Below are 13,501 nucleotides of genomic sequence, written 5' to 3'. Positions count from 1 at the left end.
CAATCTGAATAATCGCGTATAATCTACTTGATAAAAAGTATCATTTTCAATACTATTTTCATACTTTATTCTGGAGAATCACAATGTCCGCTGCATCTAGAAAGATTTTATCGCTTCATCTACAGCGTTTTCGTTTAAGACCTTTGATGATTGCGATGGCTTTGATGAGTCCATTAGGAACATTACAGGCGCAGCAGATTCAGTCTTCTCCAAATTCACAACAGATTCAGCACAGCTCACACCGTTTCCATCAAGATCATGTGCTTGGTACGTCCTTAGATGTTGTTGTCACAGGTACCAATGCTCAACAAGCACAACTGGCTCTGAATAGTATTCAAAATGAAATCAGTCGTTTAGATGCCATCTTGTCAACATGGAAAGATCAGACTGAAATTAGCCAATTGAATCAAACCAAAAAGATTCAGGCATCTGCTGAACTTTTTGAAGTGGTCGCAGCCTGTGAAAACTGGCGTAGCCAAACCTACGGTGCATTTGATGCACGTTTGGGACAGTTGTTAAGCCTTTGGGAAAACAGTCAACATGTGAAGCCAGTGGAAACTGAGCAGCAACGCCAAGCGCTTGTTTCTCAATTACAATCAGCAAAAATTCAACTTGATCCACAGCAGAAAACCATTCAGATTGAAGGGAATATCAAGATTGCCCCTGATGCTTATGCCAAAGGTTATATCATTGACCGTGCTCTAGCGGCAGCACGTCAGCAAGTTCCTGAAATGCAAGGCTTGATGATTGACATTGGTGGTGATATCCGTGTGTGGGGACAAGCACCGCAAGGCGATGCATGGCAGATTGGGGTACAAGGCACAGAGCATTATGACAATGCTGCACCACAACAAACCTTGAAGCTTAATCAGCAAGCGATTGCATTTAGCGGTCAGGGTTACCGTGATTTATCAGGACAAACTCATTTACTCAACCCCAAAACTGGTCAGCCTGCACAACAGGTTGAACATTGTGTTGTGGTCGGAAAATGTGCAGCCGATGCAGATGCACTGGCAACAGCTTTAGCCGCTATGCCTGCAAACGAAGGTTTAAAACTGGTCGAGCAGTTGGCTGGTTATGATGCCAAAGTGGTGTTAAGCAACGGACAAACCCAACAAACGTCTGGCTGGAACAGCTTGGTTGCGATGCCTGAAGATGTACATTTACAACCAATTGCAGGGAATGCTGCAAGTTCATGGCCTGCGGGTTATCAAGCTGTGATTGATCTCACCATTCCTCGTTTGAATGTAGAGAACTATCGTGTGCCTTATGTCTCGGTTTGGATTACAGATGGTGATAAAAAACTGGTGCGTACCCTTGCAGTCTGGGGGAAAGATCAAAAATGGATCAACTCGAACTATGTCTGGTGGCGACGTTATGGTCGTCAAATGCCAAATTTAGATGCTGTGGCTAAACCTTCTCGTCAACCAGGTCAATATAAACTGGCTTGGGACGGTAAAGATGATCATGGCAAGTTGGTCGCTGCTGGCAATTATATTGTGCATATTGAAACCACGCGTGAGCATGGCGGTCATTCGTATCAAAGTATGAACTTTGAAGTGAAACCGAAAGCAAGTTCACAAAGCCTGCCAGCCCAAGCCGAAGTTGGTACAGTAAAGCTCAACTTCCAACGCTTTAACTAAGTTTTTTGGCAATACCTTCGAGATTATTCTGTGTATCAACGCCGAGATTTTTACCGCCATGCACGTTATGTGCATGGCTGGTTGTCTGCTTTTGCTTTTATTGTTCTGATTTTCTTTGCTTTAACAGGACTGTTTCTCAATAACCCCAACTGGTTTCAGCCTTCTGAGCAAGAAAATACCACCAGTATGACTTTACCTGCCTCACTCTTGAGCAAAGTCCGTCATCAGGAAAACCCAAGTACCGAAATTTTAACGGTGATTCGTCAGCAGCAGCATCTGATTGGACATTTTCAAAGTAGTGAACGTCTAGATGACACGGAAATGATGATTCGTCTAGAAAGCCCCGCGGGATCGACCGATATTGATGTCATGCTTGATACAGGTAAAGTTGAGATTTCACAAAAACCTGCGTCAGTTGTGTCGATGCTTGATGACTTGCACCGTGGAAAGAATGTCCCTCAAACATGGAAATTGCTGATTGATATCAGTGCGATCTTAATTTTAGGGCTGTCGATTGCGGGTTATATTTTATTTTTAACCTTAAAGACACGTTTGTTGTCACATTTGGTATTAACTGCAATTAGCCTGTCGACATTAATAGGATTGCTTTACTTCGCGTTATAAGGTGAGTTCAAAATGACTCCTGCTGTACTCATCATTTTTGCAACATTAATTAGTTTGTTGTTGTTGCATGTGTTCTGGATTGCCTATTTATGGTGTCGTTCACGTCGTCAGGCAAAGCTAAATCTGACCCGATCAGGCTTTTTAGTGATTTATGCCAGTCAGTCTGGGCATGTAGAAGCTTATGCCAAACAGACTGCGCTGCAATTACAACAGATTGATCAACTCAATGCATTGGTGAATATTCAGGATTTAACCGCTATACAGTTACAACAGGCACAGCAAGTATTGTGGATGGTGAGCACCTATGGTGATGGGGATGCACCTGATAGTGCGCGTCTGGCTGTAAAACGTCTGTTTCAACAAACACTGGATTTAAGTCAGCAGTCTTATGCAATTTTAGCCTTTGGTGATCGGCGCTATTCACATTTTTGTCAGTTCGGGCAGACCGTTGCAAGCTGGGTACAGCAGCAAGGGGCGCAAGCCTACTTTGATTTGCTATGTGTCGATCATTTTGCACAATCTGACCTTGATGTATGGCAGAAGAAATTGCAGCAAATCATTGATCGTGAAATTGATTTTTCTGAGGATGATGTTTATGCAAGCTTTGTCGTCAAGCAACGTACTTGCTTGAATAAAGGCTCATCAGGAGCAGAAATTTATCAGTTACAGTTACAAACTGCTCCAAATATCTCATGGCTGTCAGGCGATATTTTAGAAGTGCAATGTGAAAATTCTGTTCAGAATATTCAAGCATTTCTACAGCAACATCAGCAGGGCATTACTGAGAAATTATCGCAACAATTGCGTCATAAAAACTTGCATGATGTGCCTGTGCGCTTGTCACAAGAAACCTTTAACGCATGGTTGAAACGGTTTCAACATTTACCAACACGTGATTATTCGATTGCCAGTATTCCCGAGCAAGGTTACGTGGAGCTGATGATTCGTCAGCAGCATACACCTGAAGGTTTAGGCTTGGGTTCAGGCTGGCTCACACAACGAGTACAGCTAGGTGAAATGGTACAGGCACGCATTCGTAGTAATCCACATTTTCATTTGCCATCAACTTCACAAGCATTGATTTTAATTGGCAATGGTACGGGGATTGCAGGGCTAATCAGTCATTTGCAGCAACGTGTTCAGCGGAAACAGGGTCAAAACTGGTTGATTTTTGGTGAACGCCAACAGCAGTATGATCATCTATATCGTGAGCAAATTGAATGCTGGCGGAAGCAGGGAAGTTTGACGCATGTCGATTATGCTTTTTCACGCGATCAGGCTGAAAAAATTTATGTCCAAGATCGACTGTATCAACAAGCACAGCGTTTAAAAGAGTGGGTTCAGGCGGGCGCAGCGATTTATGTTTGTGGCAGTTTGCACGGAATGGGACAAGCGGTTGAACAGGCATTGTGTGAAATTTTGGGCAGTGACACGGTTGATGAACTGCGCCAGCAACAGCGTTATCAGCGAGATGTGTACTAAGGCAAAATGATTTTATGTCTAGAGAATTTAAACATAGAAAAGATGTAAATATGATTTTGATATTACAGTCCTGATTCATTCATTCGTAAATCATGTAAGATTTAAAATAAAATTTTAGGTCTGGAAAGATGAGCAATCTTAATAAATATGAGCGTATGTCCAACGCTGAACTGAAAAAGCTATTTATACAGTCAGAATGTAGTGATTTAAAAGAAATGCACGGGGCAGCGAGTGGGAAAGTATTATTTCCTATCTGGTTTAAAAAATTAAATCTTTGGAAAGGCAAAGTTTTTCATTTTTCAGAACAGCATGGTTTAACAGGTTTAAATCGAATAGGAATGCCTTATTTTGAAATACTGAAATACTCTTTTGAAGGTCATATCGCAAAGTCTTTATTCTTTGATAAACAAGTCATTGTCATTGACCATAATTCCCCGAAAAATCCAAGTTGGGTTCGACGTTATCATGATGAACTGGTGAAGGTTGAGGATCAGGTTTTTTTGGGTATGTCCTACTATAAACAAAAGACAGGTTTAAAATTTGTCAGTTATTTTATTTTAGATTTTTCAGAAATTTAAAGGATAAATTAAATTCTAGAGCTGCTTAAATGACCCAGTCTCAAGCATAACGATTTGGGGATCACTGATACATTTCGCAGCGCTCATTGAATATCTTTAAAAGTATAGACTCATATCAAATAGCTTCTATTTTTAGGATAAGAAGGCTATTTGATATGTTTTATAGTCTAACCATCAAAGGTGTGGTTCGGGACTTAGAACTTTTTCTCTAAAGTTAATAAGTAACTTGGAATAGATTTGGTAATCCGTGTTTCATACATGCTGCCATCGGATTGATTGGTTAAATATTCTTTATAGCGTGTACCCAATAAGTTGCGTGCGCTAAAGGTTAAGCCCCAACCATGATTAAAGGTTTTGGTGGTACTAAAATCTAGACCAACACGGGCATTGGTAGTGCGGTCATACGGCTGGCTAGCCAATCCACGGGTGAATTTCGGGGTATAACTTAAGTTGAAACTGGTCGAAACATGCATTGGTTTGTAGTTATATGAAATACCCGAGCTAGCTGTATAAGGTGCAACATCACTGGCAAGGCGTTCCTGTGTACCATCATCCACCGTTGCATGTACGGTAGAAAGTTGGGCATTCAGCATGAATGAATGTCCAGATCCTGTTTCTTTTAGGGCATATCGTCCAGTCAATTCAACACCATAAGTGACAGCCTTATCTTGGTTCTCTGGACGTTGCACGTAGCGCGAACCCTCGAGTGCAATCACATTTTCAATATAGTCTTTAATATTGCGGTAATAACCCGTCAAAGACACACCACCATTCGGGGAGTTATATTCCAGTGTTGATTCGAACGCCGAGATTTTTTCTGGACGTAAGTCAGGATTCCCCCCTTTGTCAGGGTTGTTGAGAGAGCCTGCATCGCTGTCATTGGAAATGGTGATAGTTGGCACAAGGCTTTCAGCACGCGGGTTACGTACCGACTTGCTGAGGTTGGTTTGCAAAGACCAATGATCATCAAATTCAAAACGATGTGCTAAAACTGGGCTGAGATTATGGTCTTGATAATCCACCAAACCACTACGCTGAATCCATTCTTGGCGTGCACCCAACGTGATGGTTTGACGTTCAGTCATGCGTAAACTGCCTTCAGCATATAATGCATAACGATTTTCATTGAGTGTATCAGTCAGATTACTTTCAAGGCTGTTGGTGCGTGTATCAAAACCAAATTTTAACTCTTTATGATCATCAAATTTTCGAACACCATCATAAGCGAAACCATATTCATTAATCGTTTCATCGGTATAGGTTTCACGATTATTTGATGTGGTGAGTTGAGTTTCATTTTGATGTTCAGCAGAAAGACGTAGTTTATCTGAACCATTATCAGTTTTACGTTCATAACGTGTGTTTAGGCGAACGCTATCATTGTCATCATTTTGATATTGGCTGCTGCTGACATTCTTGCTTTTGGTATCACGGTAAAAAACTTCAGCCACCAGTTTTTGTTCATCATCCAAGGTATATTCAACACGTGGTGCAAACATGCGCATGGTGCGGTCAGTATCCACGGTTTGTTCGCGTGTGCCTTGACTATTGGTCGTAGTACTGGTTGATGTAGTATCAATCCACATCTGATTGGCAGACAAACTATATGTCCATGCCTGATCTTTACCATCGGCTTGCAGACTGACTTGACGACGACTTTCTTGCTGATCACTGTCTGCAATATCTCCATATCCCACACGGAGATTACCATTCAGTAAGGTATCTAACGGCTCTTTCAAAATGATATTGATCACGGCAGAAGAAGCAACCGAGCCTTGTGCCACACTGGGTTGTTTGACCACTTCAATGCGTTCAATCATGTCAGTCGTAATGGTATCGACAATTGACATGCCTCCACGTGGTCCACCCTGTACAGGTTCGCCATTGATCAAGAATACAGGTGCGCTACCACCACGAAAACGCATGCCTGATGCAGCACCATTGCCTCGTGGGCCTTGCCCTGAACTCGGAATTTGAAAACCTGCGGCGCGACGTAGTGCATCGGTGACTGACTGATCGCCATATTTGAGCATTTCTTCGCGGGTAATGATGGTTTTTGGAATCGCACTCAAATCTTTATCGATGGCTTTTTTTGCACTTGCACTCACTTGAATGGTTTTTAGTGTGGTGACATCCTCTGATGTTTTATTTTGAGGCGCATCTTCCGCCCAACTTTGCATCGCGCATAAAGATAAAAGCAAAAAACTGACAGGAGGTATTTTTCGGTAGGTGCAAAAGTGCTTTGCCATGTGTAAATCCATGTATGATAATTTTATGACGTGCGTATATTAATTGATAATTATGAAGACAATGAGAATATTTACTTTAATTGTAGAACTTTATCTCATTGATTAATTTTGATTTATGTGAAAATTCAACTTTAGCTTATCATGTTATAAATCCAATAATATAATATTAATCAATTCATTATAAAAAATATGTTTTAACGAAAATCAGATGATGAAGTCAAGATTTTAGGTTTAGTTATTTTGATAGAAAAATCAGTGTATTCAATGGATTCTGTCAATTTATATTGCAATCAGCCATATTACATAAAAATGGGCTAACTAGAAAATGACCTTTTATCGGGATAAGGAATAAAAAACCAAAGATCTATAGTGGAATCTCTTGTTCTGACTGAAAAAATTGTGAATACTCAAGCCCGAAAATTTAGGCTGTAAGATTATCTTCTGGGGTTAGGCAATAATGGTGAATCGATATCCATTTTCACGTTTACAACAAGCGTTACTGGCAGTAAGTTCATGCTCATCTTTAGGGTTATTCACCCCAATATTGGCACATGCAGAAGATGATACTCAACAGTTGGCGACAATTACGGTCAAAGCCGAAGCACAACACACGGCTTACTATCAACCTCAAGTCAACTTATCTGGTTTTACCCAGAAAAATATTGCTGCAATTCCAGCGTCAATTAGTACGGTGACGGCAGAGCGTATTGCAGATCAGCATGCTAAAACGTTAACTGATGTGGTAAAAAATGATGCCGCAGTTGGCGATGGCTATGCAGCGATTGGTTACTATCCCAACTTTGTGATGCGTGGTTTTGCTTTAAACCTTGGATCAAGCTATTTACTGAATGGTAATTTGATTCGTGGTCAGCAAAATGTTGCACTCGAAAATAAAGAACAAGTCGAAATTTTAAAAGGCATTAGTGCGATTCAAAGTGGCATGTCGACACCAGGGGGTGTGGTGAACTATGTGAGCAAGCGCCCGAAAGATATTCATTCTGTCACTGTTGAAGCTGACAGTCATGGTGGCAATCGTATAGCAACTGACTTTGGTGGTTTTCTGGGTGAAGATCAGCAGTTTGGTTATCGGGTCAATATTGCCAAAGAAGAAATGCACCCTTATGTTGAACATGCCAATGGTCAGCGTTTGTTTGGCTCTTTGGCTTTGGACTGGAAAATTTCAGATCGTTCAAAACTTGAATTTGATATTGAGTCACAGCGTCAGCGTCAGCGTTCTGTACCAGGCTATCAATTGCTCGATGGCACGACTGTACCAAGCGGTGTGAGTTCAAGTCGTTTACTCGGTTATCAAAGCTGGAGTAAACCAGTGACCGATGAAAGTTTAAATACTAGTCTCAAATATAGCTATAAAATCAATGACAACTGGACAGCCAATCTGACCGCTTCACAAAGTCGGGCAGTGGTCGATGATTATTCATCATTCCCGTGGGGATGTTCTACGAAAGGGGTATGTGATTATTCAACATCATTAGCAAATACTTTTGACCAAAACGGGAACTATGACATTTATGACTACCGCAACCCAAATGACACTTATATAACCAATCAATTTAAAGCAGGTTTGAATGGTCAGTTCAGTACTGGAACATGGCAGCACACTTTAAGTTTAGAACTATCGCAAACTTATAAGCGTCGCGCCCAATACGATGCAATTAATGCCCTTATTGGAACAGGGAACATTTATACAAATAGTGTGACTTATAGCCCAACCACAGCCACTTTGGGAAATCATTACAAATCGTTAGATAGTCAGCAAACCGCATTAAACTTACTCGACCAAATTGATTTTAATGGCGCATGGTCGGTTTTAGTTGGTGGTAAGTTATTGCATCTGAATGAAAACGCGTATGATGCCGATGGTAATAACATTCGAGATACCCATTTTAATCGTTTCTTGCCGCAACTGGCCTTGATGTATCAGCCTTGGGAACATACTCATGTCTACGCTTCTTATGCCAAAGGTTTAAGTGATGGTGGTCAAACACCTTGGTATTCAAAGAATTATAATACTACTTTAGCGCCTGTGCATTCGACTCAATACGAATTGGGAATTAAGCAACAGTGGCAATCCCTTCTTTTTACAGCGGCATTGTTTGATTTAAAACAAGACAATCAATATACCGACACCGCAGGTGATTATGTCACCGAAGGTGAACAGCACAATCTAGGTTTGGAGCTTGGTTTACAAGGTCGACTGACTCAGAACCTCGATATGACATCGACATTGGCTTTAACCCGTTCACGTTTAACAGGTACACAAACGGCTGAATATCAGGGTCATCAAACCCAGAACGTTCCAACCCTGCGTTTTGCGAGCCATTTGTCCTATCAAGTTCCACAAGTGGAAGGACTTCGCTTATTGGCAGGCATGCAGTACAGCAGCAGTAAATATGCGAATAAGTCTGGTACGGTAAAAGTCCCAAGTTATACTGTGTTTGATGCAGGCACAGCCTATAACTTCCGTGCTTATGGCTATGACAATACGCTTCGCTTCAACATCGACAACTTGTTCAATAAAAAATACTGGCGTGATGCGGGCAGTTTCTTAGGAGATGACTACCTATTCCTTGGTGCACCACGTACTGCACAACTGTCATGGACTATTAATTTCTAAACTGAAAGTTTCGATTGCTGTATTTACAGACTGCTTGGGCTAACTGCTCAGGCAGTTTTTTATTGTGGGTTACTGAATGTCTTGCTTGGACTAAAACTTGCATGAATAATCCTGTTAAACTCAAAACCATTCAAGTGATTTAAGTTACAGGATAGTGATGTCATACAATCAGTTATATATCAATGGTCAATGGCTTACACCCAAAAATGGGCGAACGTTTAGCAGCATTGATCCGAGTAATGAACAAGAAATAGCCCAAGTGGCTGCGGCTTCCGTTGAAGATGCTGAACTGGCTGTACAAGCAGCGCGGCAGGCATTTGACCAGACTGACTGGTCACAGCAGCCAAAACAACGTGCAGTTTATTTGCGTGCGATTGCGCAGGAAATTCGTCAGCAATTAGATCAGTTAGCTGAAATTGAAGTTCGGGACAACGGTAAACCTTTACCTGAAGCAGTTTGGGATATTCAGGATGCGGCAGGTTGCTTCGATTTTTATGCCGATCTTGCCGAACAACTTGCTGATACCCAAGACGAACAGATTCCACTTTCCGATGAGCGCTTTAGTAGTGTGGTGTGTAAGGAAGCGGTAGGTGTGGCATGTGCGATTATTCCATGGAACTATCCACTGTTGATGGCGGCTTGGAAAGTTGCACCTGCATTGGCTGCAGGCTGTACGCTCATTTTAAAACCTGCTGAAGCGACCTCACTGACTGCCATTGAATTAGGGCGAATCGCAGAAAAAGTCGGTTTGCCAGCAGGGGTGTTGAATATTGTCACAGGTATTGGCAGTGAAATTGGGCCATATTTGACGGGACATCCAGAAATCGACAAAGTGGCTTTTACAGGCAGTGTACCTGTCGGAAAGCAGATCATGCAGTCAGCTGCACATAATGTCAAAAACTTGAGTCTTGAACTCGGCGGTAAATCTGCATTTATTATTTTCGCTGACAGTGATCTTGATGCTGCGGTGGAATGGATTATGTTTGGCATTTTCTGGAACCAAGGGCAGGTCTGTTCAGCAACGTCTAGAGTCTTGGTCGAGCAAGCCATCTATCCAGAGCTTCTCAAACGACTGGCTGAAGCTGCACAGAAAATCAAAATTGGTCAAGGTTTGGAAGCCGATGTCAAACTTGGACCTTTGGTCAATGCCAAGCAATATCAACAGGTCATGAATGCCATTCAACAAGGAAAACAGGATGGAGTAATGCTGATGAGTGGAGGGAAACGCCCTGCACATCTTGCACAAGGTTATTATGTCGAACCTACGATTTTTACAGATGTTCCAGTAGAACATCCCTTATGGACGGATGAAATTTTTGGCCCTGTCGTTGCGATTCGTGCTTTTGAAACTGAACAAGAGGCGATTCAACTGGCGAATCAATCTATTTTTGGTTTAGCTGGTGCAGTTATGTCAAAAGACATTGCTCGTTGTCAGCGTGTTGCAGGTAAATTACGTGCTGGGATCATTTGGATTAACTGTTCACAACCAACGTTTACTGAAGCACCTTGGGGTGGTTATAAGCAAAGTGGTATTGGACGTGAACTAGGAATCTGGGGATTAGAAAATTATTTAGAAATCAAGCAAATCACCAGTTATGACAGCGATCAGCCTTGGGGATGGTATAACTCATAATCTAAATGGACAATCCCCTGATTCAATCCATCAGGGGTATTTATTGGATTAACAGGCTGAATCTGAGGGAAAAATTTTTTGATCTGGCGCATATTGGCTCAATTTCTGCTGTGTGGCAGATTTCAGTGTTTTCAGTTGATCTAAAACTGTACCAATCATTTTCAGTCTTGTTAATGTCCCTTTGAGTTGTATTGGCTGTATAACTTTGTTCAGGTTTACTCAAGGCAAATGCGCATAGCATCATGATCAAAAGTTGAAAAATTCTCATGAGTTCCTCTTATTGTGTATTGTTTTTAAATGATCAATTTCTTTAAGCTGACTATACATTTGCCATAGCTGCACAAAGTGAGCATGCTTTCCAGTCTGGACGTTAAAATTTTGTTTACATTTAATGAGAAAAATAACCATTATTGACAACAAAAATGAGATATATTCATAGGTTCTTAAAATATATTTGATAGGAATCACATCTAAGACAAATAACATGAAAATTTATAAACCAATAATAAATATAGTTTTTTTATATTAATTATTTTAAATAATCGTTCTATAATGAGTCAAAAGGACATATTGATAATTGATGCACAATGATACTTAAAAAATTGATCTATTCATTAAATCTTAATTTACGTAAGCTGATTTTATATTTGGCTGCGTTTAGTGTGTGCAGTCTTTTTTTGATTTCATTGGGTGTTAGTTATTATATTCAAAAATATGAGCTAGTTGAAAATGCGCTAGCCGTAAATATGGAATATGCTTCTAAAATTTCCAACACCTCAGATAGCCATTTTAAAATTATGCAAAAGGAACTTGCATATAGTGCCAAGCTTTTAGCATCGGAAATGAATGATTCACAGAAGTTACAAACAGAAGTGGATCGGATGAGGGATCAATCCAATTATTTTAATAGTGTGATTGTATCCGATGCGCAAGGTCGTTTTTTAAGTTATACACCTTTAAGTCTAAAATTATCAAAAAATAAAGTAAACCATACCTTAGGTTTTGATCTTTCACTGAAAACCAAGCGGCCTTTAATTTCACCGCCATACTATGGTGCAAGTAAAAATTTACTAATTTTTATCTCACATCCGATTTTTGATCAGCAGCAGCGTTATTTAGGATTTATTGGTGCAACAATTTATTTAAAGAAAGACAATATCTTAAATCAGATGCTCTCTAGTCATTATGGCTATAAAGATAACTATATGTATGTGATTGATCAAAGTAAGCATATTATATTTCACCCTGATCCTACCCAAGTTGGAAAACTCGCCAATCCAGATGTAGTTGCATTGTCTAATCAGAATAATGGTGAAGCATATTTAAAGGATGCTAAAGGTCATTCTTTATTAGCAGGGTTTGCTCATATGCCGACAACAGGTTGGATGATTATTTCACAGCAACCAGAAAATGAATTATTGCAAGAAGCTCATGAAACGATTTATCAAATGATCGTTGGGATGCTGTTCTTCTATTTATTAATTTTCTTCATTGTATGGCGAATTTCATATTTAATTTCTAGCCCGCTTTCTTTGTTGGCAAATATGGCAAGTAATTTACATAAGCCTGAAATTGATGAGAAAATTCAGGATGTTGAGCCTTGGTTTGTCGAGGTTTTAAAATTTAAAATGTCACTTTTAATGAGTTCAAAATATTTTAAAGAAACCATCTCTGAACTCAATTTCCATGTCAATACTGACCCGCTTACTCGACTGTATAATCGACGAGGTATGGATTTATCAGTCAAACATTTTATGGAAAAGAATATTCCATTTGCAGTCATTTGTATCGACATTGATTATTTCAAAAAAATTAATGACAAATTTGGACATGATCAAGGCGATCTGGTGTTAAAAGAGGTTGCAGATCATATTCGAAATAGTTTCCGCGATGAAGATATCTGCTGTCGTAGTGGCGGAGAAGAGTTTATTGTTTTAGCTGCAATGCTGAAACTCGAAACCGCAGTTGAGCTGGCTGAACGTTTACGTCAGCGAATAGCCAATGCCTCAATTGCGCCTGTGGGGCAGGTCACTATTTCAATTGGTATTGCCCACTGGATTGGCACATCAAAAGATATTAAAACCGTATTTAAGCGTGCAGATGAAAATCTGTATATGGCAAAAGCTGATGGGAGAAATTGTACTCGTTTTTAAAACCTAACCATCACTGATCTAAGTTCAGAGGATATGCAAAAGCATATCCTCCACAGCTTAAGCTGCATGCTCTTGATCGAGTTGAATAAGTGCTTCAGAAGTTTTTTTAATTTCGTAGATCAGTTGTCCTAACAAACACTGATTTGAAGTCAGTGTCACCAATAACATCGCATGCTGGCTTGGAATTGCAGTCAGAAAAGCTTTGCCATTTTCTGCATCTAAGGTCACAGATTGACAGCCTGTGAGCTGAATTTCATTGAGAAAAGCTGCAATCATGGCTAAAATTGAACTACTTACCGCAGCAATTTTACTTCCATTACTCAGATTTTTCTTAGAAATACTAGTAATTTCAAATCCATCGCTTGAACAGAGCATGACATATTGTACGCCAGATACGCTACTGAGCAATTGCTGTAATTGCCGATTGGCTGTTTGAATAAATTCACTTGATACTTTACGAGATAGAGGATTCGCTGAACCGCTATTAAGCATAAAAAGACCTTT

9 protein-coding genes are annotated in these 13,501 nt (G+C 40.2%); 7 read left to right on the top strand and 2 right to left on the bottom strand.

What is annotated here, in order from left to right; translation table 11 throughout:
* Positions 1–83 precede the first annotated feature (83 nt).
* The 4 genes from LVY74_RS14845 (at position 84) to LVY74_RS14830 (ending at position 4,327) form a co-directional block, all read left to right on the top strand.
* The gene (locus LVY74_RS14845; RefSeq protein ID WP_237815714.1) at positions 84–1,643 is read left to right on the top strand and encodes a DUF2271 domain-containing protein; all 1,560 of its coding nucleotides are present in this window, start codon (positions 84–86) and stop codon (positions 1,641–1,643) included.
* A gap of 30 nt (positions 1,644–1,673) precedes the next feature.
* On the top strand, positions 1,674–2,267 hold the full coding sequence (locus LVY74_RS14840; protein WP_237815713.1) for a PepSY-associated TM helix domain-containing protein: 594 nt from the start codon (positions 1,674–1,676) through the stop codon (positions 2,265–2,267).
* Between the two features lie 12 nt (positions 2,268–2,279).
* Entirely contained in the window at positions 2,280–3,749 is a 1,470-nt protein-coding gene (locus LVY74_RS14835; protein ID WP_237815712.1) for a sulfite reductase subunit alpha, read from the top strand.
* Positions 3,750–3,877: 128 nt separating this feature from the next.
* Positions 3,878–4,327 carry a hypothetical protein gene (locus tag LVY74_RS14830; protein WP_237815711.1) on the top strand — a complete coding sequence of 150 codons (450 nt, stop codon included), beginning with the start codon at positions 3,878–3,880 and terminating at the stop codon, positions 4,325–4,327.
* Positions 4,328–4,521: 194 nt separating this feature from the next.
* Here LVY74_RS14830 and LVY74_RS14825 read toward each other — a convergent pair whose 3' ends face one another.
* Positions 4,522–6,576, bottom strand: a complete 2,055-nt coding sequence (locus tag LVY74_RS14825; protein ID WP_237815710.1) for a TonB-dependent receptor plug domain-containing protein — start codon at positions 6,574–6,576, stop codon at positions 4,522–4,524.
* A 460-nt stretch (positions 6,577–7,036) separates the two neighbouring features.
* Here LVY74_RS14825 and LVY74_RS14820 point away from each other — a divergent pair, with 460 nt between their 5' ends.
* The 3 genes from LVY74_RS14820 to LVY74_RS14810 all read left to right on the top strand — a co-directional run bounded on the left by LVY74_RS14820 (position 7,037) and on the right by LVY74_RS14810 (position 12,997).
* Positions 7,037–9,211: a TonB-dependent siderophore receptor gene (locus tag LVY74_RS14820; RefSeq protein ID WP_237815746.1), complete on the top strand. Its 2,175-nt coding sequence runs from the start codon at positions 7,037–7,039 to the stop codon at positions 9,209–9,211.
* 157 nt (positions 9,212–9,368) lie between these two features.
* Positions 9,369–10,844 carry an aldehyde dehydrogenase family protein gene (locus LVY74_RS14815; protein WP_237815709.1) on the top strand — a complete coding sequence of 492 codons (1,476 nt, stop codon included), beginning with the start codon at positions 9,369–9,371 and terminating at the stop codon, positions 10,842–10,844.
* Positions 10,845–11,431: 587 nt separating this feature from the next.
* The gene (locus LVY74_RS14810) at positions 11,432–12,997 is read left to right on the top strand and encodes a sensor domain-containing diguanylate cyclase (protein ID WP_237815708.1); all 1,566 of its coding nucleotides are present in this window, start codon (positions 11,432–11,434) and stop codon (positions 12,995–12,997) included.
* A 57-nt stretch (positions 12,998–13,054) separates the two neighbouring features.
* On the opposite strand, the gene LVY74_RS14805 is transcribed toward LVY74_RS14810, so the two are convergent.
* Complete coding sequence (locus tag LVY74_RS14805) at positions 13,055–13,489, bottom strand: roadblock/LC7 domain-containing protein (RefSeq protein WP_237815707.1); 435 nt, start codon at positions 13,487–13,489, stop codon at positions 13,055–13,057.
* Positions 13,490–13,501 lie beyond the last annotated feature (12 nt).

The sequence above is a fragment of the Acinetobacter sp. ME22 genome (genome assembly GCF_022012315.1).
In the GTDB taxonomy this organism is placed as follows: domain Bacteria; phylum Pseudomonadota; class Gammaproteobacteria; order Pseudomonadales; family Moraxellaceae; genus Acinetobacter; species Acinetobacter brisouii_A.
This window is presented reverse-complemented; position numbering and strand designations above follow the sequence as displayed.